Genomic DNA, 24,805 nt, shown 5'->3' on the forward strand with positions numbered 1-24,805 from the left:
GGCCTGCTCGCCTGGTCACCGGCACGCTTGCGCGGATCGGCGAGGAGGTGTACGAGCTGCAGCGCCCCGAGATCGGCGAGCTGGGCGAGCCGCGTCCCGAAGGGGTGGTCGGCAGCATCACGATGCACCACAAGCGCAACCCCGAGGGCAGCGAGCACCTGAACACGCTGGCCCGGCTGGTCAGGGCCAACGCCGGGGTGGCTGCTGGAGTCGGGTCGTCAGCCAGCAACGAACGTGACGGCGGGCCTGGAAGGCCGAATGGTGGCGCTGCCCGAGGTGTGCCTGCTGTCGGGCACGGCGCTGAGGCTCGGGGTCCAGCTCGTCGAGGGACTCGAGGTGCGCTCGGACCGGATGGCGGCCAACCTGCGCACCCACCTGGGCGGCACCCAGAACCCGTCCGACGCCGGCGCGGCCGCCGCCATGGTCGACCTCGTGGTGGCCGCGCCCGCCGCGCCAGGTCCGGAGGAGTCGCCCTCATGGCCGTGACACCGGATCACCGGGAGAACCAGGGGGTGGGCGCCGCCCCGGGCCGAGCTGGCCGTGCTGCCCACTCCCCTGGTGGAGGCGCCACGGCTGGCCGAGGCGCTGGACGTGCGCGGGCGGATGCTGCTCAAGCGCGACGACCTCACCGGCTTCGCGGTGGCCGGGGAACAAGGCGCGTCAGCTGGAGATGCTGATCGCGGCCGCCCGTGAGTCCGGTGCGCGTGTGCTGGTGACCGGCGGGACGCCCGGTTCGAACTTCTGCCAGGCCGCGGCGGCGGCCGCCGCCTGGGCGGGCCTGCGCTGCGTACTGATCTACGCCGGATCGCCTCCCAGACCTCGCACCCCAACCTGCTGGCGGCCCGCCACTGGGGCGCGGAGATCCGATGGACCCACGACCCGGACCGCGCCTTCGTCGACGTCGCGATCGAGAGAGCGGCCGGCGAACTCGGCCAGACCGCCTTCGCCGTACCACGCGGCGGCGCGACCCCACTCGGTGCGACCGGCTTCCACCTGGCAGCCCTCGAACTGGCCACCCAACTCGTACCCCAAGCCGCGCCCCAGCCCGGGGAGCAAACCGCGGCCCAGCAAGGGCCTCACTCTGAGGGCCGGTCCGGGGCACAAGCCGGGGCTCACGTTGAGGGCCGGCTTGTGGGGCCCGTTGTGGTTGTCGTGGCGGCGGGGTCTGGAGGGACGCAGGCCGGGCTGGTGTCCGGGGCCGTGGCGTCGGGGCGCAGGATGCTGATTCGTGGCGCCTCGGTCAGCCGGCCGCCGGATGAGACCGCCCGGCGGATACTCGAGCTGGGCGAAGGATGCGCCCGGCTGATGGGGACCGAGATCCCGGAGGCGTCCGATGTCGTGGTCGAGGACGCCCGCGGCCCCGGGCACGCCCGCCCCTCGGAGGAGGGCGAGCGCGCCGCGCGGCTGGCGTTGCGCGCCTCAGGGGTCGTCCTCGACCCGGTCTACACCGCGAAGGCGCTGGGCGCCCTCCCGCGCATCCTCGGCGAACGACGCCACGACCCCGACCTGACCACAGTTCTCTGGCACACCGGCGGCCTGCTCGACGCCGTCGCCGGATGGGAGGCACGATGATCGACGACGGACTGCCGTCCGCACCCTCGGCGCACCACCGGGGCGGGCTCGACCGCCTGGGCCCACCGGTGGAAGGCCCGGCCCAGGAGCTGATCGACAGCGGGTTCGCGCTGGAGAACGCCGACTCGCCGCTGCTGCACGCGGGCCTCAACCTCGCCGACCTCGCGCACCTCGTCGATCTGCACGAACGCGGGGTGGTCCCCTACAGCGCCGCCGAGCAGCTCATGCGGGTGCTGCTCCGGGCCGTGCGCACCCCGGCCGAGGACTTCCCCTACGACCCGGCGTTCGGCGAGCCGTACAACTCGCGGGAGCGGTACTTCACCGCCCAGATCGGTGACGACGCCGGGTGGCTGCACGCCGGCCGGCCGCGGCGCGAGGCCGTGCGCATCGCCCTGCGGCTGCACGTGCGGAGCGTCCTGGAGGACCTGATCGAGGCGTCGGCGGAGCTGGCGCAGGCCATCGCGAAGGTCGCGGCGGGCAACAGCACGACGTGGCTGCCCGACCAGACCTACCTGCAGCACGCGCAGCCCTCCACGTTCGGCCACTACCTGGTCAGCTTCGCCTACCCGGTCCTGCGCGACGCCGAGCGGCTCATGGACGCCCTGGCCTGGGTCAACACCAGTCCGGGCGGGGCGGGCTGCGTCAACGGGAGCCGGCTGCTGGCCGACCGGGGCAGGGTCGCCGAACTGCTCGGCTTCGAGGGTTTCATCCAGCACACGCGCGACGCCATGTGGCAGATCGACGGGCTCATCGCGGCGCTGTCGCACGCGTCCAGCCTGCTGACCACGCAGAGCAAGCTGGCCGAGGACCTGGAGATCTGGGCCAGCAACGAGTTCGACTACATCACCATCGCCGACGGGTTCAGCCGTTCCAGCGTGCTCATGCCGCAGAAGCGCAACCCGTACGCCCTCTCGATCATCCGCGGCGCCTCCGGCACCCTGATCGGCCGGCTCACCGGGTTCCTCGCCGTCAGCAAGAGCCCGTCGGCCCGCAGCGACAACCTGATCTACGCGTACGGCGAGATCCCCCGCGCGCTGGACCTGGCGCTGCGTACGACGAGGCTGACCAGCGGGGTCATCCGCAGCATGACGGTGAACGCCGACCGGATGTGGGAGGCCCTGGAGTCGGGCTTCAGCCAGGCGACCGACCTGGCGGAGTTCGTCATGCAGACCTGCCGGGTGGACTACCGGACCGCCTACCAGGTGGTCGGGATCGCCGTGCGGGAGGCGAGCAGGGAAGGGCTGCGCGGCATCGACCTCGACGCGGCCCGGCTGGAGTCCGCCGCCCAGCAGTACGCCGGGATCTCCCTCGGGCTGGAGGGCCGGGACCTCACCGAGATCCTCGACCCCCGGCACATCGTGGAGACGCGGACGCTGGCCGGCGGGGCGGCCCCGCCCGTGGTCGAGGCGATGGCCGCCGACTGTCTCGCGGAGGCGACCGCGTTGCTGGGCCGCGCGCGGGCGGCGCGCGCCTCGTTCGAGCACTCCGAGGCCGCGCTGGTCGCGCTCGCGGAGAACTTCATCAAGGGGGACCCCGCCGAGGGGAACGACATCAAGGGAGAAACCGATGAACGCCACTGATACCGCCACCCCGGTGCGCCTTCCCGGGGAGGTGAACGTCGTCAACATCGGCCTGCCGCTGTTCGCCGAGGCGATCGCCGAGCAGAAGCGCCCGGTGGTCCAGGTCGACTGGCGGATTCCCGGTGGCGGTGACGCCGAGGTGGTCGCGGCTCTTCGCCGCCTCTACGGCCGGCACGCGGCGACGATCGACGCCGCCAACAAGGAGGTCTTCCGGCGGCTGGACCGGGGCGCGCCGCAGCTGGTCGGCGTGCGGACCGCAGGCGAGGTGATCCCGATCCTGGCCGAGGGCCGGGTGCTCCTGCACTGCGGGCCGCGCATCGCGATCGAGGACACGGTCGACCCGCTGCGCCGTTCGATGCGCGCCGCGGTCTGCGCCGAGGGGTGGGCGCGCGACCCCGATGAGGCCGACGCCCTGCTCCTTGACGGTTCCGTACGGCTGGAGCCGGCCAACGCGCACGGCGTGGTCGTGCCGATGGCGACGGCGATGGGGCCGGGCACGCCCGTGTGGGCCGTCGAACTCGCCGACGCCGGCGTCACCACCTACGCGCCGATCGGCCAGGGGCCCGGCGACGTGGCGTGGTTCGGCCGCGACACCCCCGGCGCGATCGACCGTCTGGTGCTGCTGCGCGAGGTGGTCGGCCCGGTGCTGGCCGCCGCCCTGGCCGAGGCCGGGCCGGTCGACGTGATGTCGCTGGCGGCGCAGGCGGTCGCCATGGGCGACGACGTGCACGTCCGCACGCAGGCCGCGACCAACCTGCTGCTGCGCAACCTGCTGCCCGCGCTGGTGTCGGGCGACCACCCCCGCCGGACGGAGGCGGCGACGTTCCTCTCGGGCAACCACCTGCTGTTCCTCACGCTGGCCATGGCCGCCGCCCGGGCGCTGACCGCCTGGGCCGCCGAGGTCGAGAACAGCTCGGTCGTGACCGGCATGGCACGCAACGGGACCGACTTCGCCGCCTGGCTGGCCGGGCCGTCCTCCGACTGGCACCTCGCGCCCGCGCCGATGGTGGAGCGCGCGCTCTACCACCCGGGGCGAAGTGAGGCGGACGCCGCCCCGGACATCGGGGACAGCTCGGTGCTGGAGCTCGTGGGCCTCGGCGGCGCGGCCGCGGCCGGTTCGCCGGCTGTGGCCCAGATCGTCGGGGGGACCATGGCCGCCGCCGCCGAGCTGACCACGCAGCTCGACCAGGTGTGCGTGGGCAACTCCAGCCGGTTCATGATCCCGGTGTGGGGGATGAAGGGCTCACCGGTGGGCGTCGACGTGCGCAAGGTCGTCGAGCTCGGCATCACCCCGCAGGTGACGACGGGGATCCTGCACAACGCCGACGGCAGCGGCCAGGTCGGCGCCGGTGTGGCCACGGCGCCGGTCCAGGCGTTCGTCGACACGATGATGGCGCTGGACGCGAAGCTGGGGGGCTGACCCGGAGGCGAGGCGTGCTCCGCGCGGGGCGCGCCTCGCCTCAGGCGCAGATGTCGGCCTGCCGTACGTCGATCTTGGGGACGTGGGCGAGCGTGTTGGAGACGTAGCAGACCCGGGAGGCCGGGGCGAGCAGCGGTTCCAGCTCCTCGATCGGCAGGCTGGTGTTCACGGTCAGCCTGATCTCCTTGAAGCGCGGGCCGTCGTACTCGCCGACCGCCGACACCTGGAGGTCGGGCAGTTCGATGCCGCGTTTGCGCGCCGACCACGCCAGCGCCAGCGCGTAACAGGACGCGAGCGACCCGAGGAAGTAGTCGGTCGGCATCGGGCCGGTGTCGGTTCCGCCGGCCTCCGGGGGCTCGTCCACCGGGAACGAGAACGCCCCGGCCGTGACGGTCGCCCGCCAGTCGCCCTCCCACTTGGCGATGACTTCTTGCGATTCTCCGGATCTTGCCAAATCTGCTCCCTTGGTGCAGCGCATAGATGAGAGACCGCGGGCCCCGGGGCGGCGCCCCGGGACCCGCGGCCCCCTGTGAGTCAGCTGTACAGGCGGTCGAAGTTCTCGTTGAAGACGAGGTCCGCCAGCTCACCGTCGCCGACGGCTTCGATCATGCGGTGGTACTCACCCGCGAAGTCGCCCCACGGCAGGTCGGAGGCGAACAGCACGCGGTCGCCGCCGATCCCGCGCCGCTCGATCTCCTGCGCGAGCCAGTACGGAGCGAACCCGACGGACCAGGTGAGGTCGGTGTAGACCTTCTTGCCGGCCTCGATCCAGTCGAAGAACCTCGTGCCGATGAGCTTGATGTGGCCGCTCACCCCGCCACCGAAGTGGACCAGGTGGACCGGCGTCTCGTCGGCGTACCGGTCCACCAGCTGGCCGACCTTGTCGATGTCCGACTGCGCACCCGGCGAGGTGTGCACGTGGACGACGAGGTTGTTGGCCTTGGCGGCGGCGAAGATCTTGTCCAGCTGGACCTGGCACTCGGCGTCCTCGACGGACCCGCCGAGCAGGAAGCTGATCTTGAGAGCCTTCACCCCGGTCTCGCCGACGAGCGTCAGCGCCTTCTCGGTGAGCTCGGCGTCCTGCGGTCGCGGAGACGCCCACACCGCGGCGCGGAGCCGGTCGTCCCTTGCCGCCGCCTCGACGACGAGCTCGTTGAGCTCGAACGAGTGCTTGGGATCGGGGACCCCGTAGTTCGGGATCACCAGCGCCCGCTCGGTGCCCTCCGCGTCCAGGTCGGCGAGCAGTTCGTCGACGGTGGCGCGGGCCTTCACGTCCGGGTTGACGGGCGGTCCGCCGTAGAACGGGAAGGCGGGCAGAACTCCGATGTGCCGGTGGGCGTCAGAGTGCCGCGATGGTGCTTTCGTCATCACATGGTCCAAGTGTTGAGCTGGAAGTGGCCCTCCCGCCATGCCGTCAGGGCGGAGTCCAGGACGTCGAGCGGGTTGAACGCCTTGATCCCCGGGATCAGGTCGTCCTCCCGCATGCCGTACAGCGCGCCCATGGCGAAGCGGCAGGCGTAGATCGTGGCGCCCTCGTCCAGGAGAGTCTGGAGCTGCCTGTTGACCGCCAGGTTCCCCGGGAACCCCTCCTTGCCGACCGCGGGGTAGCCGCGACCGGCGGCGCCGAGCAGCACGGCGGGGCCGTAGAGGACGACGGTCAGCTTGAACCCCTTGCGCTGCAGGCGCGTGGACGTCATCAGGTTGACGAGGGAGACGGACCCTTCGAAGGGCACCGAGTGGATGAAGACCGTGGCCTTCTGACCCTCTTCGGCCCGGATGTCTTCGAAGACCTTCTCGCTGGTGTCCCAGAGAACGTCGCCTTCGGCGGGAGTCGCGACGGTTACCGTCTTGGTGGACATGTCACTCCTTTGTGAATAACTCGCTCTATGGTTGTCGGCCTATGCGGTCAGACCGCGGGTCCTTTTCGTGGCGGTTGCTGCTTCCACTGCTTCTGGTGACTCCCCGGCATGCGCGCGATGACCGCGTTGCGCAGCTTCAGAGGCAGCCGGTGGAAGACCGGGACGTAGATCCGGCGCCAGAAGATCTCGACGCCGCGGGGCGGCAGAGGACGGGTGGCACCGAGACGGGCGGCCACCTTGTCCTGCGCGTCGATCATCAGGTAGTGCTCGGACGTCTGGCGTACCCAGCGAGTCAGCCCCATCTCACTTCCCCAGCTTCGACAGGGCGTTCTGCGCCGCGAGCGAGATGGGCTCGTTGAGCGCGCCGATGGGCGGGCTGTAGACGTTCTCCATCGTCGCCAGGTCGTTGATCGTGATCCCGGTGCGCACGGCCATGGCCAGGAAGTCGGCGCGTTCCTTGATGCCCTCGCCGCCGACGAGCTGGGCTCCGATGAGCCGCAGATGCTCGGGCTCGGCCAGGAGCTTGACCTTGACCGGCTTCACGTCGGGGTAGTAGCGCGCCCGGGAGATGCCCTGCGCGTTGCCCACGACGAAGGGGACGCCGAGCGCGGTCGCCAGCGTCTCGCTGAAGGAGACCCCGCCGATCATCCACTTGCCGGCCACCATGCCCCAGGGCACGTAGACGGCCTGGTACTCGCGGGTGCCGCCTGCCGCGTTCACCCCTGCGACCTTGCCCTGCGCGTAGGCGTGGCTGCCGGAGAGCCCCTGGATCGGCACGTTGGAGACGCCGTGCGGGATCTCGGTGCAGTCGCCGGCCGCGTACACCCCGCTCACCGAGGTGCGCATCCGGCCGTCGACGATGAGGCCGCCGCTCATGCCGGTCTTGAGACCCGCGGCGGTGGCGAGCTCGACGTTGGGGACCTTCTTCGTGGCGACGACCACCAGGTCCGCCTGGATGCCGCCCTGCGACGTGGTGACCTCGCGCAGCTTGCCGCCGTCGCCGACGAAGCCGGTGACCTTGGTGTTGAAGTGGAGCTTGGCCCCCATCTCGATCCAGGACTCCTGGACCGGCTCCATGATGTCCGGGTCGGTCGCGGACGACATGGCCCAGGGGGGCGGGGTCGACCAGGTGGGTCTCGATGCCGCGGTGGGCGAGCGCGGTGACCATCTCGGCTCCCAGCGGCGTCGCCTCGTCGACGACCGCGGTCTTCACCGTGTCGAGGACCTTGTCCCACTCCATCGCCTGGCGGATGTTCTTGACGTAGTAGATGCCGCCCAGGTCGCTGTTCGGCACGTCCGGGTCGGCGTAGTCGAAGCCGGTGGCGAGCACGAGCGAGTCGTAGCGTTCGACGGTGCCGTCGGTCGTGGTCACCGTCTTGGCCTTGACGTCGATGCTCGCGACGGTCGTCTCGTAGCGGATGTCGATGCCCTGGTCGACGTACTGCTGCTTGGTCGCCATGAACAACGACTCGAAGCTCGCGATCTCGCGGCCGTGGACGTAGGGAATCCCGCAGGGGCTGTACGCAGCGTCCTCGTATCCGGTGAAGACGATGACCTCCGCGCTCGGGTCCGTGCCCTTGGCGGCACCCGCGGCACCCATCCCAGCGGCTCCACCGCCTACAACAACGATTCGCCTGGTCATCTCCCGCTCGTCTCCCATCGGAACGCACCGCGTTGAGCATGCTCAAATTTCTATTCACCATACTTGACGTAGCTCTGAGGTACCGTCAAGGTGTGTACAAGGACTGGTTGAGAACCCGAGAAACGCGTGAGTTTGGCGGAGGGTCTGCGTGATCGCACGAGTGGCCGAAGTCGTCTCCGGTATCGGCCCGAAGATCAAGTCACTCCGCAAGCAGAACGGCTACTCGCTTCAGTCACTTGCCGAGCGCGCCGATGTGTCGGCGGCGACGATCCACAAGATCGAGCAGTCGGACATGGTCCCCACCATCACGACCCTGCTCAAGATCGCCGGAGCGTTCGAGCTCCCCGTGTCCTACTTCGTCGAGGACGACGACGACCACCTGCCGACGGTCCACACCCGGGCCGCCAACAGGCGCCCGATCTACACCTCCCACGCGGGGCTCGATGGCGCTGCGCCCGCAGCAGTGAAGCCGTGCGTCTCCTCCCTGGAGACGCACGGCTTCCGTCGTGCTGGTGACGTCAGGCGTAGCCCCACGCGCCGGCGTACTTGGCGAGCCGGGCGAGAGCGTGCGGTGCGAAGGTGCGGGCCGGCTGGATCCGGCCGACTTGATGTTGTCGCTGCGGTCGCCCAGGTTCGCAGGTACCTGCCGTGGTCGTGCTTGCCGTAGTCGAGCATCTCCGGCCCCACGGCACGCCCAGTAGTCGCAACCTCGCGGGTGACCCGCTCGGGCTCGGCGGTCAGCTCCTCGTAGCGGAGCGTCAGGCCGTCGAGGTGGTGCGGGCCTTCTCCAAGGGCTTGAAGTATTCAGCGCGTGGCTTCAGCTTCGCGCGACGGTGTTGCCTTGCGGTTCTCCAGGAGAGACCACGCCCTCCGGGCGCAGCGGAAGGGAACTTCGCCTTCGGCAGGCGTATTCAGCCGCTCCGGTGAAGACGTTGCCGGGGTCTGTCGACTGACGTCCTTGCGCTGCCTGCAGCTCCAGGTGAGGATGCGGTCCAAGCAGTGCTCCAGACCTGGAGCCGACATGGACCCTCGGAGAAGCCGGGGCCGCTGCACCCTGAGCGGCGCAGGTGCACCGTGCGGCGCGACCGGGATGGTGTTGAGCGGCGCGCAAGCGTGGAGCTGACGACGAGGCGTCACGAAGACGGGTGACTCCACCTGGCGGCGGCATGCTCGGGCGGTAGTCGACACCTCAGCCGCGTGCAGGTCGTCCCAGGTGATGCCGGCAGGTGGACCCGTCTTCGTGATCGCCCGCCGCTCAGGCCCACGCTCTCGCGCTGCTCACAGCACTCCGCGTCCGCCCCGCACGAGCTGCACTGCGCCGCTCAGGTGCAGCGGCCCCGGCTTCGAGGAGTCAGCTGGACAGGTGAGCTGGAGCACGTGCTGTGGGACGTCCCCACTGAGCTGCGCGCAGCGGCAGACGTCATCGTCGACGACCCGGCAACGTCTTCACCTGGAGCGGCTGAAGTACGCCTGGCCGAAGGCGAAGTTCCTCTTCCTGCTGCGCCACCGGAGGGCGTGGTCTCCTCCCTGGAGAACCGCAAGGGCAACACAGCTCGCGCGAAGCCCTGGAAGCCAACGCGCTGAAGTACTTCAAGCCTTGGAGAAGGCCCGCACACCCTCGACGGCCTGACGCTCCGCTACGAGGAGCTGACCGCCGAGCCCGGCGGGTCACCCGCGAGGTCTGCGACTACCTGGGCGTGCCGTGGGAGCCGGAGAGCTCGACTACGGCAAGCACGACCACGGCAGGTACCTGCCGACCTGGGCGACCGCAGCGACAACATCAAGTCCGGCCGATCCAGCCGGCCCGCACCTTCGGCACCGCCACGCTCTCGCCCGGCTCGCCAAGTACGCCGGCGCGTGGGGCTACGCCTGACGTCACCAGCACGACGGAAGCCGTGCGTCTCCAGGGAGGAGACGCACGGCTTCACTGCTGCGGGCGCAGCGCCATCCAGAGGACCACGCAGTCTTCCTCCGCCGGATTGCGCCAGGAGTGGGCTGCTGGGTGCGGAAGTGGAGCGAGTCGCCGGCGCCCAGCATGTAAGCGTGTCGGCGACCGTGAACGCCAGCTTGCCCGACATCACGTAGAGCAGCTCCTCGCCGGGGTGTCCCATCGGCTTGCTGCCGCTGCTCGCGCCGGGGAGGACCGTCGCGACGGCCGCCGCCATCAGGAAGTCGCCGTACGGGCCGGTGATCCCGGCCAGATCGAGCCCCGCGTGGGAGGTGTAGATCGGGCGCCTGTTGGCGGCCCGGGTGTGGACCGTCGGCAGGTGGTCGTCGTCGTCCTCGACGAAGTAGGACACGGGGAGCTCGAACGCTCCGGCGATCTTGAGCAGGGTCGTGATGGTGGGGACCATGTCCGACTGCTCGATCTTGTGGATCGTCGCCGCCGACACATCGGCGCGCTCGGCAAGTGACTGAAGCGAGTAGCCGTTCTGCTTGCGGAGTGACTTGATCTTCGGGCCGATACCGGAGACGACTTCGGCCACTCGTGCGATCACGCAGACCCTCCGCCAAACTCACGCGTTTCTCGGGTTCTCAACCAGTCCTTGTACACACCTTGACGGTACCTCAGAGCTACGTCAAGTATGGTGAATAGAAATTTGAGCATGCTCAACGCGGTGCGTTCCGATGGGAGACGAGCGGGAGATGACCAGGCGAATCGTTGTTGTAGGCGGTGGAGCCGCTGGGATGGGTGCCGCGGGTGCCGCCAAGGGCACGGACCCGAGCGCGGAGGTCATCGTCTTCACCGGATACGAGGACGCTGCGTACAGCCCCTGCGGGATTCCCTACGTCCACGGCCGCGAGATCGCGAGCTTCGAGTCGTTGTTCATGGCGACCAAGCAGCAGTACGTCGACCAGGGCATCGACATCCGCTACGAGACGACCGTCGCGAGCATCGACGTCAAGGCCAAGACGGTGACCACGACCGACGGCACCGTCGAACGCTACGACTCGCTCGTGCTCGCCACCGGCTTCGACTACGCCGACCCGGACGTGCCGAACAGCGACCTGGGCGGCATCTACTACGTCAAGAACATCCGCCAGGCGATGGAGTGGGACAAGGTCCTCGACACGGTGAAGACCGCGGTCGTCGACGAGGCGACGCCGCTGGGAGCCGAGATGGTCACCGCGCTCGCCCACCGCGGCATCGAGACCCACCTGGTCGACCCCGCCCCCTGGGCCATGTCGTCCGCGACCGACCCGGACATCATGGAGCCGGTCCAGGAGTCCTGGATCGAGATGGGGGCCAAGCTCCACTTCAACACCAAGGTCACCGGCTTCGTCGGCGACGGCGGCAAGCTGCGCGAGGTCACCACGTCGCAGGGCGGCATCCAGGCGGACCTGGTGGTCGTCGCCACGAAGAAGGTCCCCAACGTCGAGCTCGCCACCGCCGCGGGTCTCAAGACCGGCATGAGCGGCGGCCTCATCGTCGACGGCCGGATGCGCACCTCGGTGAGCGGGGTGTACGCGGCCGGCGACTGCACCGAGATCCCGCACGGCGTCTCCAACGTGCCGATCCAGGGGCTCTCCGGCAGCCACGCCTACGCGCAGGGCAAGGTCGCAGGGGTGAACGCGGCAGGCGGCACCCGCGAGTACCAGGCCGTCTACGTGCCCTGGGGCATGGTGGCCGGCAAGTGGATGATCGGCGGGGTCTCCTTCAGCGAGACGCTGGCGACCGCGCTCGGCGTCCCCTTCGTCGTGGGCAACGCGCAGGGCATCTCCCGGGCGCGCTACTACCCCGACGTGAAGCCGGTCAAGGTCAAGCTCCTGGCCGAGCCCGAGCATCTGCGGCTCATCGGAGCCCAGCTCGTCGGCGGCGAGGGCATCAAGGAACGCGCCGACTTCCTGGCCATGGCCGTGCGCACCGGGATCACGATCAACGACCTGGCGACGATGGAGAACGTCTACAGCCCGCCCATCGGCGCGCTCAACGAGCCCATCTCGCTCGCGGCGCAGAACGCCCTGTCGAAGCTGGGGAAGTGAGATGGGGCTGACTCGCTGGGTACGCCAGACGTCCGAGCACTACCTGATGATCGACGCGCAGGACAAGGTGGCCGCCCGTCTCGGTGCCACCCGTCCTCTGCCGCCCCGCGGCGTCGAGATCTTCTGGCGCCGGATCTACGTCCCGGTCTTCCACCGGCTGCCTCTGAAGCTGCGCAACGCGGTCATCGCGCGCATGCCGGGGAGTCACCAGAAGCAGTGGAAGCAGCAACCGCCACGAAAAGGACCCGCGGTCTGACCGCATAGGCCGACAACCATAGAGCGAGTTATTCACAAAGGAGTGACATGTCCACCAAGACGGTAACCGTCGCGACTCCCGCCGAAGGCGACGTTCTCTGGGACACCAGCGAGAAGGTCTTCGAAGACATCCGGGCCGAAGAGGGTCAGAAGGCCACGGTCTTCATCCACTCGGTGCCCTTCGAAGGGTCCGTCTCCCTCGTCAACCTGATGACGTCCACGCGCCTGCAGCGCAAGGGGTTCAAGCTGACCGTCGTCCTCTACGGCCCCGCCGTGCTGCTCGGCGCCGCCGGTCGCGGCTACCCCGCGGTCGGCAAGGAGGGGTTCCCGGGGAACCTGGCGGTCAACAGGCAGCTCCAGACTCTCCTGGACGAGGGCGCCACGATCTACGCCTGCCGCTTCGCCATGGGCGCGCTGTACGGCATGCGGGAGGACGACCTGATCCCGGGGATCAAGGCGTTCAACCCGCTCGACGTCCTGGACTCCGCCCTGACGGCATGGCGGGAGGGCCACTTCCAGCTCAACACTTGGACCATGTGATGACGAAAGCACCATCGCGGCACTCTGACGCCCACCGGCACATCGGAGTTCTGCCCGCCTTCCCGTTCTACGGCGGACCGCCCGTCAACCCGGACGTGAAGGCCCGCGCCACCGTCGACGAACTGCTCGCCGACCTGGACGCGGAGGGCACCGAGCGGGCGCTGGTGATCCCGAACTACGGGGTCCCCGATCCCAAGCACTCGTTCGAGCTCAACGAGCTCGTCGTCGAGGCGGCGGCAAGGGACGACCGGCTCCGCGCCGCGGTGTGGGCGTCTCCGCGACCGCAGGACGCCGAGCTCACCGAGAAGGCGCTGACGCTCGTCGGCGAGACCGGGGTGAAGGCTCTCAAGATCAGCTTCCTGCTCGGCGGGTCCGTCGAGGACGCCGAGTGCCAGGTCCAGCTGGACAAGATCTTCGCCGCCGCCAAGGCCAACAACCTCGTCGTCCACGTGCACACCTCGCCGGGTGCGCAGTCGGACATCGACAAGGTCGGCCAGCTGGTGGACCGGTACGCCGACGAGACGCCGGTCCACCTGGTCCACTTCGGTGGCGGGGTGAGCGGCCACATCAAGCTCATCGGCACGAGGTTCTTCGACTGGATCGAGGCCGGCAAGAAGGTCTACACCGACCTCACCTGGTCCGTCGGGTTCGCTCCGTACTGGCTCGCGCAGGAGATCGAGCGGCGCGGGATCGGCGGCGACCGCGTGCTGTTCGCCTCCGACCTGCCGTGGGGCGACTTCGCGGGTGAGTACCACCGCATGATCGAAGCCGTCGGCGACGGTGAGCTGGCGGACCTCGTCTTCAACGAGAACTTCGACCGCCTGTACAGCTGACTCACAGGGGGCCGCGGGTCCCGGGGCGCCGCCCCGGGGCCCGCGGTCTCTCATCTATGCGCTGCACCAAGGGAGCAGATTTGGCAAGATCCGGAGAATCGCAAGAAGTCATCGCCAAGTGGGAGGGCGACTGGCGGGCGACCGTCACGGCCGGGGCGTTCTCGTTCCCGGTGGACGAGCCCCCGGAGGCCGGCGGAACCGACACCGGCCCGATGCCGACCGACTACTTCCTCGGGTCGCTCGCGTCCTGTTACGCGCTGGCGCTGGCGTGGTCGGCGCGCAAACGCGGCATCGAACTGCCCGACCTCCAGGTGTCGGCGGTCGGCGAGTACGACGGCCCGCGCTTCAAGGAGATCAGGCTGACCGTGAACACCAGCCTGCCGATCGAGGAGCTGGAACCGCTGCTCGCCCCGGCCTCCCGGGTCTGCTACGTCTCCAACACGCTCGCCCACGTCCCCAAGATCGACGTACGGCAGGCCGACATCTGCGCCTGAGGCGAGGCGCGCCCCGCGCGGAGCACGCCTCGCCTCCGGGTCAGCCCCCCAGCTTCGCGTCCAGCGCCATCATCGTGTCGACGAACGCCTGGACCGGCGCCGTGGCCACACCGGCGCCGACCTGGCCGCTGCCGTCGGCGTTGTGCAGGATCCCCGTCGTCACCTGCGGGGTGATGCCGAGCTCGACGACCTTGCGCACGTCGACGCCCACCGGTGAGCCCTTCATCCCCCACACCGGGATCATGAACCGGCTGGAGTTGCCCACGCACACCTGGTCGAGCTGCGTGGTCAGCTCGGCGGCGGCGGCCATGGTCCCCCCGACGATCTGGGCCACAGCCGGCGAACCGGCCGCGGCCGCGCCGCCGAGGCCCACGAGCTCCAGCACCGAGCTGTCCCCGATGTCCGGGGCGGCGTCCGCCTCACTTCGCCCCGGGTGGTAGAGCGCGCGCTCCACCATCGGCGCGGGCGCGAGGTGCCAGTCGGAGGACGGCCCGGCCAGCCAGGCGGCGAAGTCGGTCCCGTTGCGTGCCATGCCGGTCACGACCGAGCTGTTCTCGACCTCGGCGGCCCAGGCGGTCAGCGCCCGGGCGGCGGCCATGGCCAGCGTGAGGAACAGCAGGTGGTTGCCCGAGAGGAACGTCGCCGCCTCCGTCCGGCGGGGGTGGTCGCCCGACACCAGCGCGGGCAGCAGGTTGCGCAGCAGCAGGTTGGTCGCGGCCTGCGTGCGGACGTGCACGTCGTCGCCCATGGCGACCGCCTGCGCCGCCAGCGACATCACGTCGACCGGCCCGGCCTCGGCCAGGGCGGCGGCCAGCACCGGGCCGACCACCTCGCGCAGCAGCACCAGACGGTCGATCGCGCCGGGGGTGTCGCGGCCGAACCACGCCACGTCGCCGGGCCCCTGGCCGATCGGCGCGTAGGTGGTGACGCCGGCGTCGGCGAGTTCGACGGCCCACACGGGCGTGCCCGGCCCCATCGCCGTCGCCATCGGCACGACCACGCCGTGCGCGTTGGCCGGCTCCAGCCGTACGGAACCGTCAAGGAGCAGGGCGTCGGCCTCATCGGGGTCGCGCGCCCACCCCTCGGCGCAGACCGCGGCGCGCATCGAACGGCGCAGCGGGTCGACCGTGTCCTCGATCGCGATGCGCGGCCCGCAGTGCAGGAGCACCCGGCCCTCGGCCAGGATCGGGATCACCTCGCCTGCGGTCCGCACGCCGACCAGCTGCGGCGCGCCCCGGTCCAGCCGCCGGAAGACCTCCTTGTTGGCGGCGTCGATCGTCGCCGCGTGCCGGCCGTAGAGGCGGCGAAGAGCCGCGACCACCTCGGCGTCACCGCCACCGGGAATCCGCCAGTCGACCTGGACCACCGGGCGCTTCTGCTCGGCGATCGCCTCGGCGAACAGCGGCAGGCCGATGTTGACGACGTTCACCTCCCCGGGAAGGCGCACCGGGGTGGCGGTATCAGTGGCGTTCATCGGTTTCTCCCTTGATGTCGTTCCCCTCGGCGGGGTCCCCCTTGATGAAGTTCTCCGCGAGCGCGACCAGCGCGGCCTCGGAGTGCTCGAACGAGGCGCGCGCCGCCCGCGCGCGGCCCAGCAACGCGGTCGCCTCCGCGAGACAGTCGGCGGCCATCGCCTCGACCACGGGCGGGGCCGCCCCGCCGGCCAGCGTCCGCGTCTCCACGATGTGCCGGGGGTCGAGGATCTCGGTGAGGTCCCGGCCCTCCAGCCCGAGGGAGATCCCGGCGTACTGCTGGGCGGCGGACTCCAGCCGGGCCGCGTCGAGGTCGATGCCGCGCAGCCCTTCCCTGCTCGCCTCCCGCACGGCGATCCCGACCACCTGGTAGGCGGTCCGGTAGTCCACCCGGCAGGTCTGCATGACGAACTCCGCCAGGTCGGTCGCCTGGCTGAAGCCCGACTCCAGGGCCTCCCACATCCGGTCGGCGTTCACCGTCATGCTGCGGATGACCCCGCTGGTCAGCCTCGTCGTACGCAGCGCCAGGTCCAGCGCGCGGGGGATCTCGCCGTACGCGTAGATCAGGTTGTCGCTGCGGGCCGACGGGCTCTTGCTGACGGCGAGGAACCCGGTGAGCCGGCCGATCAGGGTGCCGGAGGCGCCGCGGATGATCGAGAGGGCGTACGGGTTGCGCTTCTGCGGCATGAGCACGCTGGAACGGCTGAACCCGTCGGCGATGGTGATGTAGTCGAACTCGTTGCTGGCCCAGATCTCCAGGTCCTCGGCCAGCTTGCTCTGCGTGGTCAGCAGGCTGGACGCGTGCGACAGCGCCGCGATGAGCCCGTCGATCTGCCACATGGCGTCGCGCGTGTGCTGGATGAAACCCTCGAAGCCGAGCAGTTCGGCGACCCTGCCCCGGTCGGCCAGCAGCCGGCTCCCGTTGACGCAGCCCGCCCCGCCCGGACTGGTGTTGACCCAGGCCAGGGCGTCCATGAGCCGCTCGGCGTCGCGCAGGACCGGGTAGGCGAAGCTGACCAGGTAGTGGCCGAACGTGGAGGGCTGCGCGTGCTGCAGGTAGGTCTGGTCGGGCAGCCACGTCGTGCTGTTGCCCGCCGCGACCTTCGCGATGGCCTGCGCCAGCTCCGCCGACGCCTCGATCAGGTCCTCCAGGACGCTCCGCACGTGCAGCCGCAGGGCGATGCGCACGGCCTCGCGCCGCGGCCGGCCGGCGTGCAGCCACCCGGCGTCGTCACCGATCTGGGCGGTGAAGTACCGCTCCCGCGAGTTGTACGGCTCGCCGAACGCCGGGTCGTAGGGGAAGTCCTCGGCCGGGGTGCGCACGGCCCGGAGCAGCACCCGCATGAGCTGCTCGGCGGCGCTGTAGGGGACCACCCCGCGTTCGTGCAGATCGACGAGGTGCGCGAGGTCGGCGAGGTTGAGGCCCGCGTGCAGCAGCGGCGAGTCGGCGTTCTCCAGCGCGAACCCGCTGTCGATCAGCTCCTGGGCCGGGCCTTCCACCGGTGGGCCCAGGCGGTCGAGCCCGCCCCGGTGGTGCGCCGAGGGTGCGGACGGCAGTCCGTCGTCGATCATCGTGCCTCCCATCCGGCGACGGCGTCGAGCAGGCCGCCGGTGTGCCAGAGAACTGTGGTCAGGTCGGGGTCGTGGCGTCGTTCGCCGAGGATGCGCGGGAGGGCGCCCAGCGCCTTCGCGGTGTAGACCGGGTCGAGGACGACCCCTGAGGCGCGCAACGCCAGCCGCGCGGCGCGCTCGCCCTCCTCCGAGGGGCGGGCGTGCCCGGGGCCGCGGGCGTCCTCGACCACGACATCGGACGCCTCCGGGATCTCGGTCCCCATCAGCCGGGCGCATCCTTCGCCCAGCTCGAGTATCCGCCGGGCGGTCTCATCCGGCGGCCGGCTGACCGAGGCGCCACGAATCAGCATCCTGCGCCCCGACGCCACGGCCCCGGACACCAGCCCGGCCTGCGTCCCTCCAGACCCCGCCGCCACGACAACCACAACGGGCCCCACAAGCCGGCCCTCAACGTGAGCCCCGGCTTGTGCCCCGGACCGGCCCTCAGAGTGAGGCCCTTGCTGGGCCGCGGTTTGCTCCCCGGGCTGGGGCGCGGCTTGGGGTACGAGTTGGGTGGCCAGTTCGAGGGCTGCCAGGTGGAAGCCGGTCGCACCGAGTGGGGTCGCGCCGCCGCGTGGTACGGCGAAGGCGGTCTGGCCGAGTTCGCCGGCCGCTCTCTCGATCGCGACGTCGACGAAGGCGCGGTCCGGGTCGTGGGTCCATCGGATCTCCGCGCCCCAGTGGCGGGCCGCCAGCAGGTTGGGGTGCGAGGTCTGGGGAGGCGATCCGGCGTAGATCAGTACGCAGCGCAGGCCCGCCCAGGCGGCGGCCGCCGCCGCGGCCTGGCAGAAGTTCGAACCGGGCGTCCCGCCGGTCACCAGCACACGCGCACCGGACTCACGGGCGGCCGCGATCAGCATCTCCAGCTGACGCGCCTTGTTCCCGGCCACCGCGAAGCCGGTGAGGTCGTCGCGCTTGAGCAGCATCCGCCCGCGCACGTCCAGCGCCTCGGCCAGCCGTGGCGCCTCCACCAGGGGAGTGGGCAGCACGGCCAGCTCGGCCCGGGGCGGCGCCACCCCCTGGTTCTCCCGGTGATCCGGTGTCACGGCCATGAGGGCGACTCCTCCGACCTGGCGCGGCGGGCGCGGGCCACCACGAGGTCGACCATGGCGGCGGCCGCGCCGGCGTCGGACGGGTTCTGGGTGCCGCCCAGGTGGGTGCGCAGGTTGGCCGCCATCCGGTCCGAGCGCACCTCGAGTCCCTCGACGAGCTGGACCCCGAGCCTCAGCGCCGTGCCCGACAGCAGGCACACCTCGGGCAGCGCCACCCATTCGGCCTTCCAGGCCCGCCCGTCACGTTCGTGCTGGCTGACGACCGACTCCAGCAGCACCCCGGCGTTGGCCCTGACCAGCCGGGCCAGCGTGTTCAGGTGCTCGCTGCCCTCGGGGTTGCGCTTGTGGTGCATCGTGATGCTGCCGACCACCCCTTCGGGACGCGGCTCGCCCAGCTCGCCGATCTCGGGGCGCTGCAGCTCGTACACCTCCTCGCCGATCCGCGCAAGCGTGCCGGTGACCAGGGCGAGCAGGCCGCCGAACTCGGCGATCCGGTCGCGGGCGCTCAGCCAGGAGATGACCGGGTCGGCCAGCCCGAGGTCGGCGCAGAAGCGGGCCCGTACGGCGAGTCCGCGGTCGCCGTACGCGACCAGGGTCCCGATGCCGCCGCCGAGCTGCCCGACGAGCCACCGCGGCGCGCCCTCGCGCAGCCGGTCGAGATGCCGCCGGATCTCGTCCGCCCAGGACGCCGCCTTCCAGCCGAAGGTGGCCGGCGCTCCCGGCTGGCCGTGCGTCCGGCCCGCGATCGGGGTGTCGCGGTGCTCCACGGCCAGGTCGAGCAGGCGGTCCTCGATCCGGCGCAGGTCGCGCCAGACGATGCCGCCGACCGCGCGCGTCGCCAGCGAGGTCCAGGTGTCGGTGACGTCCTGGACGGTCGCGCCGACGTAGACGTGCTCGCGGGCCGGCTCGGGCAGCACCCGGCGCAGCTCGTGGATCAGGCCCAGGGTCGAGTGGCCGGTCTCGCGGGTGCCGCGCGCGACCCGGTCCAGGTCGAGCCGGTCGACGCGCAGCTCGGCGGTGATGGTCTCGGCGGCCCCTGCGGGTATGAGCCCTTCCGCCGCCTGCGCCCTGGCCAGCGCGGCCAGCACGTCGAGCCACCCCTGCAGGCGGCCCCGCTCGTCGAAGATCTGCCGTAGCTCGTCGGTGCCCCACAGGTGCGAGTAGACCGTCGAGTCCGAGATGCGCGCGCTCACGTCGCGTTCTCCCGCCCTTCCTCGGTGGTACGAAGCTCCTCGGCCAGGTCCGAGGCGGCGGCCAGCCCCGCCGAGACCAGGGTGAACGACGCTCCCCAGGGCACCACCACCGTGTCGCCGCGGGTCTCGATGTGCTCCTCCAGCAGGCAGCACTTGGTGAGCCGGGCCTCGCCGGGAGGGAGCGGCCTGCTGGCCGCCAGCGCGGCCGGGCAGATGTCGACCTGGGTCACGCCCGCCGCCCGATCCGGATAGAAGTGGTCGTGGATGGCGCGCGAGCGGGCGCAGCCCAGCAGCAGCCAGTCCGCCTCGGGCGGCACCTCGTCGAGATAGGAGACCTCCGCCCCGGGGACCGTGATGCCGCCCCCTCGGCACGGCAGCAGGTAGTGGCCGGCCGGCTCGCGGGCGGCCATCTCCTCCAGGTCGACGACCTCTGACACGCACTCGGTCGCCGGCAGCTCCTCGGCGGTGTCGAGGACGCGCCGTACCTGGTCGACCAGCTTGGCCGGCCAGGGCGGGGCGACGTCGAGCACGTGCACCCGGCGCGGGACGGCGTCCAGCATGAAGTTGACGTGCCCGTAACGGCCGCGGACGACCACGCAGCGCGGGGCGTCGGCGATCCCGGACGCCGCGCGCAGCAGCTGGCTGGGCACGGCGGTGTCGATGTCGGCCCGGTCCACGAGGATCGTCTCCTGGGGCGACGCCAGCACGCGCACGTCGGTGACGTCGACGAACAGCTCCTCCTCGCCTGCCTTGGTGACCTCGACCAGGGCCAGTCCGTCGTCGTTGCGTGCCACCACGAACCGGGTCCTGCGGTACACCTGGCGGCTCAGGAAGAACTCCCGCAGGGAACGCTCGTCGAGATCCACCGGGACGTCGGTGAACGCCACGGTTCGATACTGATGCGGGATCATGGTGAATCCTCCAGTCCTGCGTCGTGCGGAGGGAGAGGGAAAGTTCCCATGGTGTCGGAGCGCAGCCCCAGCCGGAGCGTCTCGACCGCCAGGGCGTCGGCCGGAGCGATGTTGCCGAGGTTCACGTTCGCGCCGTAACGCCGGATGAGCCAGGCCTGCTGCGCGCGAAGGGGCGCCTCGAACAGGGCGTTCTCCAGGCCCACCGCCGAGACGACCGCGTCGACGATCTCCGTGCGCACCTCGCCGGCCGGGTCGTACAGCCCGACGGTGCCGCTCTCGCGCCCCTCGGTCACCACCCAGCGCGCGCCCGCCTCCAGGTCGGCCCGCGCGTCGGCGCCCCACTGCCGGGCCGAAGGAGGCGTGTCGGGGTTCTTGACCCCGATCTCCGAGAGCACGACGAACCGGGACGCCGCCGCGCTGATCATCGCGTTCTTGTCGTCGCGCGGGATGGCCACCGAGCCGCACGACACCTCTATGCACGGGAACCCCACCGACTCGGCCCAGTCCATGAACCGGTCGAGCACGCCCTGCTGCCACGACACCTCCAGCAGGGTCCCCCCGGTGCAGGCCAGCACCTGGTGCGCGGCCAGCAGGTCGAGCTTGGCGTCCAGCGCCGGATCGATGTAGGCGGTGCCCCAGCCGAACTTCCACACGTCGATGCTCGCGGCGGCGGAGGACAGCCGGAGCTCGGCCTCGGCCACCGACATGCCGTTGTCGAGGACGTGCGAGATGCCGCGCCGGCGGGGCTTGGTCGTGCGCTCCGGAAGGGTGAGAAAGCCGGCGACCTGCGATGTCTGGCCGCGCGACGCTTCACGGTAGCGAACGGGGTGTCCTGTCACGGGAAAGGCTTCCTCACTAGAATGACGTCTTCAGCGCCTGCTCTGTCTGCCGGCGCCACCCACCGCATGGAAGAGAACTCATCGTGCCGATCAACGACCTCGACCACCTGGCACAACGGCTGCGCGGCCTTCCGGGCGTGACGGCCAAGAGCGCCATCGGGGCGGTCACCGACGTGTTCGGCGGCGGTGACTGGTGGTCCGGTCCCGGCGACGACGGAGCCGTCGTGCACGATCGCGGGCGCAACCTGATCGTCGGCGGGGAGGCGATGCTGCCCTCCTTCGTCGCGAAGGACCCCTACGGCGCCGGGGTGGCGGCCGTCCTGGCGAACGTGAACGACCTCGCCGCCATGGGCGCCCGTCCTCTCGCGATCGTCGACACGATCGTCGGCCCGCGCGAGGTCACCAGGAAGATCCTGGAGGGCCTCAAGTGGGCCGGCGAGACCTACCAGGTGCCCGTGGTGGGCGGGCACCTCACCGAGAGCGACGGCCCGCCGAGCCTGTCGGCGTTCGGTCTCGGCACCGCGGAGAAGGTGCTGTCGGCCACGCACGCCGCCCCCGGCCAGGCGTTGATGCTCGCCTGCTGCCTCGACGGGCGCATGCGCGACGACTTCCTGTTCTTCCCGTCGTTCGACGAGCGGGGCGACCGCCTGGCGGGCGACGTCCGGGCCCTCGCCGAGGTGGCGGAGTCGGGCGCGGCGGTGGCCGCCAAGGACGTCAGCATGGCCGGCATGATCGGCTCGCTGGCCATGCTGCTGGAGGCCAACAGGCTGGGCGTCCAGGTGGACATGGACGAGCTCCCCGTGCCCGAGGGCGTGCCGGTCGCCGACTGGCTGTCCTGCTTCCCCTGCTTCGCCTTCCTGCTCACGACGCCTGACGACCGGGTCGAGGAGTGCGCCAAGGCCTTCACCGCGCGAGGGCTGACCGCGCGCCGGCTCGGCACCCTCGACGACACCGGCGAGGTGCGCCTGCGCGACGCCTCCGGCTCGGTGGTGGTCTTCGACCTGAACGAGGAGTCCGTCACCCGGCTGGGCCGCTGACACATGCCCGGCCTTCCTGACGTACGAAGTGATCACGTCAGGTCGATGCTCATCTGCTGGTGGGGCACGCCGACGTAGGCGACCGGGCCGCCCACCTTCGACCAGCCGAGCCGCCGGAAGAAGCTCACGTTGCCGAGCTGGACGTACGCGATCATGCGCGCGCCGCCGGCGGCCGCGGCGGTCTCCACCGCGTACCTGACCAGCGGGCCCCCCAGCCACAGGTGCCGATACTCCGGGAGCACCGCGAGCCGGTCCCCCTTCCACAGCCTCTCGCCGTCGGGCGCGGGGTAGCGGTACAGCCGGACCGTGCCGGCCGGCACGCCGTCGGCGAACGCGAGCACGTGGTGGACGCTGGGATCGCGGTCGAACTCGTCCTGGTCGGTCTGCTCGAACAGCGACTGTTCCGCCACGAAGACCGATCGCCGGATCCGGAGGTGCTCCTCCAGCTCCTCCGCCGCCGTCACCGTACGGCAGACGTGATGCGGCGCGGCCTGGTCAGAAAACGAGCGGGAGAGAGACGCGCCCATCGGGCACCCCACCCTTCGTCGAACCAGAACCGGCACGTTCCAGGGCGGCCTGCCCCGAACACGCCTGGCAGCGTGCGCATCCCGCCATGACCCCGGTGGCGGTGAGCCCGCGTCGCAGCATGTGCGGGACGACCTGCCGGTAGATCCCCTCGACGTAGTCCGCTGACGGGGGCCGTTCGTCCTCCATGAGGCTGCCCGGGACCGGGCGCAGCGGGACGATGAACGGGTAGACGCCCATGTCCACCGCCCGGCGGCACATGTCCACCGTGAGGTCGGGGTCCTCGCCCATGCCGAGGATCACGTACGTCGAGACCTGTCCTTCGCCGAAGACCCGGACCGCGCGTTCCCAGGCGGAGAAGTACGCCTCGATGCCCCAGCGCGCCTTGCCCGGCGCGACCCGCGCGAGCACCTCGGGGTCGAAGGTCTCCACGTGGATGCCGACGGAGTCCACGCCCATGCCGCGGACCCGGTTGATCACGTCGAGGTCGGACGGGGGTTCGAACTGGACCTGCACCGGCAGCCCGGACGCCTCCTTCACGGCCTGGGCGCACCTGCCGACGTAGAGGGCGCCGCGGTCCGGGGTGGCGGTGCTGCCGGTGGTGAGCGTGGCGTCGACGGCGCCGTCCAGGTCGCGGGCCGCCACCGACACCTCCGCGAGCATCTCGGGCGTCTTCTTGGCGATCGTGCGACCGGCCGCGAGGGAGACCCCGATCCCGCAGAACGTGCACTGGTCGGAGTTGCCCCAGTAGGCGCAGGTCTGCAGCACCGTGCTGGCCATGGAGTCCAGGTGCATGAGCGCGATCTGCCAGTAGGGGACGCCGTCGGCCGTCTTCAAGTCGTAGTACTTCGGCCGGGGAGCCAACGCCGCGTCCGCCAACCGGACCGAGCCCTCGTAGATGCCGAAACCGTCGTCCTCCTGCCGCAGGGCATACGGGGAGTCACGCACGTAGTCGGCCGTGGTGGGAACCGTGGCCGGGCTTCCGTCGATCCACAGCATCCCCGCGTCGGCGGGACCGGCGCCGCCCTTCCGCGCCTCCATGGAGATCTCGGTCCGCAACCCCCGGCTCTGCAACCGGGCGATCAACTCGGCGAGTTCCTCCTGGTCGAGGGTCCGGTGGGTGTCGGGTGCCTCGGTCATGATGTGGCTCCTTGTCCGGGCCGACTCTTAACGGTGCTCGGCTAGACCGCCATGAAGGATGACGCATTTACTATAGGAAACTACTCTTTGACTACTATAGAAAGAATGTAGGGAGTGGCAACTAGGCGTCAGTGAATGACCGGGTATGCCCACAATCGCCCGGTCTGTGGCGTGTCTCGTCAGGAGTCCTTGAGCCGGGTCACCCACACCTCCCGTTCCTCCGCGGAGGCGGCCTCGTGAAGGACGTGTCCCCCGTCGCCGGGCTCGCCTGAGGCGAGCCGGCCGGTCTCCAGGTCGATGCGCCCCCGCTCGACGGTGTGCACGCAGACGGTGAACGTCTCGTCCGGTCGCGTCGTCACGAGCAGCGCCCGCCCGGTGGCGGGGTCGACCTCCAGCCGCCGGTACGGGACGAACGGGTCCCCGGGACGGTAGCCGGACTCCTCCAGCACCAGCCATCCGGCGCCCGGGGCGGCCTGCGCGAGGGCGGCCAGGCGGTCGTCCAGCGTGACCTCCTCGAGCGCCTCCCGGTAACGCATCGCGAACGCGGCGCCCGCGACGGCCTCGACGTCCAGGCCGTCGGACGTCAGCAGCTCGCTGGACTCGACCACCCGGCGCACCAGCTCGCGGTGCTCGGCCCAGGCTTCGACCAGCGGTTCGAGGCCCCGCCCGGACTCGCGGAGCCGCTGCGCGACCGCGCCGACCAGGCGCGTGGTCCTGAGGTAGATGTCCGGCTGGTGGGCGCTTCCGGCGAAGGCCCGCTCCGCGGCCGCGGTCCAGAGGCGGAGAAGCTCGCTCGCGGCCTGCCGGGCGTCGGGTGCGGGTCCTGGGTCACGCACACCCTCAGTC

General features: G+C 70.9%; 27 protein-coding genes and 1 pseudogene. 12 read left to right on the top strand and 16 right to left on the bottom strand.

The genetic code is table 11. The annotated features are described in order from the left end of the window. Positions 1–234 precede the first annotated feature (234 nt). From FR742_RS46100 to FR742_RS31155, 5 genes are all read left to right on the top strand, one after another. Entirely contained in the window at positions 235–486 is a 252-nt protein-coding gene (locus FR742_RS46100) for a hypothetical protein (protein ID WP_261808897.1), read from the top strand. A 54-nt stretch (positions 487–540) separates the two neighbouring features. Next, on the top strand, positions 541–693 hold the full coding sequence (locus tag FR742_RS46105; RefSeq protein ID WP_187281462.1) for a hypothetical protein: 153 nt from the start codon (positions 541–543) through the stop codon (positions 691–693). 111 nt (positions 694–804) lie between these two features. Continuing rightward, positions 805–1,572, top strand: a complete 768-nt coding sequence (locus FR742_RS31145; RefSeq protein ID WP_261808899.1) for a pyridoxal-phosphate dependent enzyme — start codon at positions 805–807, stop codon at positions 1,570–1,572. Then, positions 1,569–3,152 (top strand): argininosuccinate lyase, encoded by a 1,584-nt coding sequence (locus FR742_RS31150; protein WP_148034928.1) that lies wholly within the window; start codon positions 1,569–1,571, stop codon positions 3,150–3,152. Before FR742_RS31145 ends, FR742_RS31150 begins: the two co-directional genes overlap by 4 nt. Further along, complete coding sequence (locus FR742_RS31155; RefSeq protein WP_148034929.1) at positions 3,139–4,572, top strand: DUF1116 domain-containing protein; 1,434 nt, start codon at positions 3,139–3,141, stop codon at positions 4,570–4,572. Before FR742_RS31150 ends, FR742_RS31155 begins: the two co-directional genes overlap by 14 nt. A gap of 40 nt (positions 4,573–4,612) precedes the next feature. Here the strand turns inward: FR742_RS31155 and FR742_RS31160 are convergent, their stop codons facing one another. The 6 genes and pseudogenes from FR742_RS31160 to FR742_RS46630 form a co-directional block, all read right to left on the bottom strand. Continuing rightward, a complete protein-coding gene (locus tag FR742_RS31160) occupies positions 4,613–5,026 on the bottom strand; it encodes an OsmC family protein (RefSeq protein WP_187281463.1) in 414 nt (137 codons plus the stop codon). A gap of 80 nt (positions 5,027–5,106) precedes the next feature. Continuing rightward, positions 5,107–5,940: an amidohydrolase family protein gene (locus FR742_RS31165; protein WP_148034931.1), complete on the bottom strand. Its 834-nt coding sequence runs from the start codon at positions 5,938–5,940 to the stop codon at positions 5,107–5,109. After that, entirely contained in the window at positions 5,940–6,431 is a 492-nt protein-coding gene (locus tag FR742_RS31170; protein ID WP_148034932.1) for an MSMEG_0572/Sll0783 family nitrogen starvation response protein, read from the bottom strand. Before FR742_RS31170 ends, FR742_RS31165 begins: the two co-directional genes overlap by 1 nt. A gap of 47 nt (positions 6,432–6,478) precedes the next feature. Next, the gene (locus tag FR742_RS31175) at positions 6,479–6,733 is read right to left on the bottom strand and encodes a hypothetical protein (RefSeq protein ID WP_148034933.1); all 255 of its coding nucleotides are present in this window, start codon (positions 6,731–6,733) and stop codon (positions 6,479–6,481) included. Position 6,734: 1 nt separating this feature from the next. Then, positions 6,735–7,535 carry an FAD-dependent oxidoreductase gene (locus tag FR742_RS45390; RefSeq protein WP_222709209.1) on the bottom strand — a complete coding sequence of 267 codons (801 nt, stop codon included), beginning with the start codon at positions 7,533–7,535 and terminating at the stop codon, positions 6,735–6,737. A 70-nt stretch (positions 7,536–7,605) separates the two neighbouring features. Next, positions 7,606–8,091 (bottom strand): annotated as a pseudogene (locus FR742_RS46630) (FAD/NAD(P)-binding oxidoreductase); the annotation flags it as partial. A 130-nt stretch (positions 8,092–8,221) separates the two neighbouring features. Between FR742_RS46630 and FR742_RS31185 the strand changes: the two are divergent. Continuing rightward, positions 8,222–8,740 carry a helix-turn-helix domain-containing protein gene (locus FR742_RS31185; protein ID WP_148034934.1) on the top strand — a complete coding sequence of 173 codons (519 nt, stop codon included), beginning with the start codon at positions 8,222–8,224 and terminating at the stop codon, positions 8,738–8,740. 970 nt (positions 8,741–9,710) lie between these two features. On the opposite strand, the gene FR742_RS31190 is transcribed toward FR742_RS31185, so the two are convergent. Continuing rightward, positions 9,711–10,571, bottom strand: coding sequence for a helix-turn-helix domain-containing protein (locus tag FR742_RS31190; protein ID WP_148034935.1), 861 nt, complete (start codon positions 10,569–10,571; stop codon positions 9,711–9,713). Between the two features lie 148 nt (positions 10,572–10,719). Here FR742_RS31190 and FR742_RS31195 point away from each other — a divergent pair, with 148 nt between their 5' ends. The 5 genes from FR742_RS31195 (at position 10,720) to FR742_RS31215 (ending at position 14,179) form a co-directional block, all read left to right on the top strand. Beyond that, positions 10,720–12,057, top strand: a complete 1,338-nt coding sequence (locus FR742_RS31195; RefSeq protein WP_148034936.1) for an FAD-dependent oxidoreductase — start codon at positions 10,720–10,722, stop codon at positions 12,055–12,057. Position 12,058: 1 nt separating this feature from the next. After that, positions 12,059–12,313, top strand: coding sequence for a hypothetical protein (locus FR742_RS31200; RefSeq protein WP_148034933.1), 255 nt, complete (start codon positions 12,059–12,061; stop codon positions 12,311–12,313). Between the two features lie 47 nt (positions 12,314–12,360). Continuing rightward, the gene (locus FR742_RS31205; protein WP_148034932.1) at positions 12,361–12,852 is read left to right on the top strand and encodes an MSMEG_0572/Sll0783 family nitrogen starvation response protein; all 492 of its coding nucleotides are present in this window, start codon (positions 12,361–12,363) and stop codon (positions 12,850–12,852) included. Next, positions 12,852–13,685: an amidohydrolase family protein gene (locus tag FR742_RS31210; RefSeq protein WP_148034931.1), complete on the top strand. Its 834-nt coding sequence runs from the start codon at positions 12,852–12,854 to the stop codon at positions 13,683–13,685. Before FR742_RS31205 ends, FR742_RS31210 begins: the two co-directional genes overlap by 1 nt. Before the next feature lie 80 nt (positions 13,686–13,765). Then, positions 13,766–14,179, top strand: a complete 414-nt coding sequence (locus FR742_RS31215) for an OsmC family protein (protein ID WP_187281463.1) — start codon at positions 13,766–13,768, stop codon at positions 14,177–14,179. A gap of 40 nt (positions 14,180–14,219) precedes the next feature. Here the strand turns inward: FR742_RS31215 and FR742_RS31220 are convergent, their stop codons facing one another. Genes FR742_RS31220 through FR742_RS31245 form a run of 6 tightly spaced genes read right to left on the bottom strand, consistent with a single transcriptional unit; the run spans position 14,220 to position 21,257 of the window. Further along, on the bottom strand, positions 14,220–15,653 hold the full coding sequence (locus FR742_RS31220; RefSeq protein WP_148034929.1) for a DUF1116 domain-containing protein: 1,434 nt from the start codon (positions 15,651–15,653) through the stop codon (positions 14,220–14,222). After that, on the bottom strand, positions 15,640–17,223 hold the full coding sequence (locus FR742_RS31225) for an argininosuccinate lyase (RefSeq protein WP_148034928.1): 1,584 nt from the start codon (positions 17,221–17,223) through the stop codon (positions 15,640–15,642). The genes FR742_RS31220 and FR742_RS31225 overlap by 14 nt, the downstream gene beginning before the upstream one ends. Further along, on the bottom strand, positions 17,220–18,314 hold the full coding sequence (locus FR742_RS31230) for a 1-aminocyclopropane-1-carboxylate deaminase/D-cysteine desulfhydrase (RefSeq protein ID WP_148034937.1): 1,095 nt from the start codon (positions 18,312–18,314) through the stop codon (positions 17,220–17,222). The genes FR742_RS31225 and FR742_RS31230 overlap by 4 nt, the downstream gene beginning before the upstream one ends. Then, the gene (locus tag FR742_RS31235; RefSeq protein WP_148034938.1) at positions 18,305–19,507 is read right to left on the bottom strand and encodes an adenylosuccinate lyase family protein; all 1,203 of its coding nucleotides are present in this window, start codon (positions 19,505–19,507) and stop codon (positions 18,305–18,307) included. Before FR742_RS31235 ends, FR742_RS31230 begins: the two co-directional genes overlap by 10 nt. Beyond that, the gene (locus FR742_RS31240) at positions 19,504–20,418 is read right to left on the bottom strand and encodes a hypothetical protein (RefSeq protein ID WP_148034939.1); all 915 of its coding nucleotides are present in this window, start codon (positions 20,416–20,418) and stop codon (positions 19,504–19,506) included. Before FR742_RS31240 ends, FR742_RS31235 begins: the two co-directional genes overlap by 4 nt. Beyond that, positions 20,415–21,257, bottom strand: coding sequence for a phosphosulfolactate synthase (locus FR742_RS31245; protein WP_148034940.1), 843 nt, complete (start codon positions 21,255–21,257; stop codon positions 20,415–20,417). The genes FR742_RS31240 and FR742_RS31245 overlap by 4 nt, the downstream gene beginning before the upstream one ends. A gap of 83 nt (positions 21,258–21,340) precedes the next feature. Between FR742_RS31245 and FR742_RS31250 the strand changes: the two genes are divergently transcribed. Continuing rightward, on the top strand, positions 21,341–22,294 hold the full coding sequence (locus FR742_RS31250; protein ID WP_148034941.1) for an AIR synthase related protein: 954 nt from the start codon (positions 21,341–21,343) through the stop codon (positions 22,292–22,294). A gap of 32 nt (positions 22,295–22,326) precedes the next feature. Here FR742_RS31250 and FR742_RS31255 read toward each other — a convergent pair whose 3' ends face one another. From FR742_RS31255 to FR742_RS31265, 3 genes are all read right to left on the bottom strand, one after another. Beyond that, entirely contained in the window at positions 22,327–22,821 is a 495-nt protein-coding gene (locus FR742_RS31255) for an MSMEG_0567/Sll0786 family nitrogen starvation N-acetyltransferase (protein ID WP_148034942.1), read from the bottom strand. Beyond that, the gene (locus tag FR742_RS31260; protein WP_148034943.1) at positions 22,790–23,959 is read right to left on the bottom strand and encodes an MSMEG_0568 family radical SAM protein; all 1,170 of its coding nucleotides are present in this window, start codon (positions 23,957–23,959) and stop codon (positions 22,790–22,792) included. The genes FR742_RS31255 and FR742_RS31260 overlap by 32 nt, the downstream gene beginning before the upstream one ends. 179 nt (positions 23,960–24,138) lie before the next feature. Further along, positions 24,139–24,795: a hypothetical protein gene (locus tag FR742_RS31265; RefSeq protein ID WP_148034944.1), complete on the bottom strand. Its 657-nt coding sequence runs from the start codon at positions 24,793–24,795 to the stop codon at positions 24,139–24,141. Between the last annotated feature and the right edge of the window lie 10 nt (positions 24,796–24,805).

Source organism: Nonomuraea sp. C10 (assembly GCF_008017515.1).
GTDB classification, from domain to species: domain Bacteria; phylum Actinomycetota; class Actinomycetes; order Streptosporangiales; family Streptosporangiaceae; genus Nonomuraea; species Nonomuraea ferruginea.

Excerpts from the sequence above, each read along its gene's own strand:
- FR742_RS31150 (WP_148034928.1), top strand. The coding sequence starts at position 1,569 with ATGATCGACGACGGACTGCCGTCCGCACCCTCGGCGCACCACCGGGGC.
- FR742_RS31210 (WP_148034931.1), top strand. The coding sequence starts at position 12,852 with ATGACGAAAGCACCATCGCGGCACTCTGACGCCCACCGGCACATCGGA.
- FR742_RS31205 (WP_148034932.1), top strand. The coding sequence starts at position 12,361 with ATGTCCACCAAGACGGTAACCGTCGCGACTCCCGCCGAAGGCGACGTT.
- FR742_RS31225 (WP_148034928.1), bottom strand. The coding sequence starts at position 17,223 with ATGATCGACGACGGACTGCCGTCCGCACCCTCGGCGCACCACCGGGGC.
- FR742_RS31240 (WP_148034939.1), bottom strand. The coding sequence starts at position 20,418 with ATGATCCCGCATCAGTATCGAACCGTGGCGTTCACCGACGTCCCGGTG.
- FR742_RS31175 (WP_148034933.1), bottom strand. The coding sequence starts at position 6,733 with ATGGGGCTGACTCGCTGGGTACGCCAGACGTCCGAGCACTACCTGATG.
- FR742_RS45390 (WP_222709209.1), bottom strand. The coding sequence starts at position 7,535 with ATGTCGTCCGCGACCGACCCGGACATCATGGAGCCGGTCCAGGAGTCC.
- FR742_RS31170 (WP_148034932.1), bottom strand. The coding sequence starts at position 6,431 with ATGTCCACCAAGACGGTAACCGTCGCGACTCCCGCCGAAGGCGACGTT.
- FR742_RS31165 (WP_148034931.1), bottom strand. The coding sequence starts at position 5,940 with ATGACGAAAGCACCATCGCGGCACTCTGACGCCCACCGGCACATCGGA.
- FR742_RS31260 (WP_148034943.1), bottom strand. The coding sequence starts at position 23,959 with ATGACCGAGGCACCCGACACCCACCGGACCCTCGACCAGGAGGAACTC.
- FR742_RS31255 (WP_148034942.1), bottom strand. The coding sequence starts at position 22,821 with ATGGGCGCGTCTCTCTCCCGCTCGTTTTCTGACCAGGCCGCGCCGCAT.
- FR742_RS31230 (WP_148034937.1), bottom strand. The coding sequence starts at position 18,314 with ATGGCCGTGACACCGGATCACCGGGAGAACCAGGGGGTGGCGCCGCCC.
- FR742_RS31200 (WP_148034933.1), top strand. The coding sequence starts at position 12,059 with ATGGGGCTGACTCGCTGGGTACGCCAGACGTCCGAGCACTACCTGATG.
- FR742_RS31195 (WP_148034936.1), top strand. The coding sequence starts at position 10,720 with ATGACCAGGCGAATCGTTGTTGTAGGCGGTGGAGCCGCTGGGATGGGT.
- FR742_RS31155 (WP_148034929.1), top strand. The coding sequence starts at position 3,139 with ATGAACGCCACTGATACCGCCACCCCGGTGCGCCTTCCCGGGGAGGTG.
- FR742_RS31220 (WP_148034929.1), bottom strand. The coding sequence starts at position 15,653 with ATGAACGCCACTGATACCGCCACCCCGGTGCGCCTTCCCGGGGAGGTG.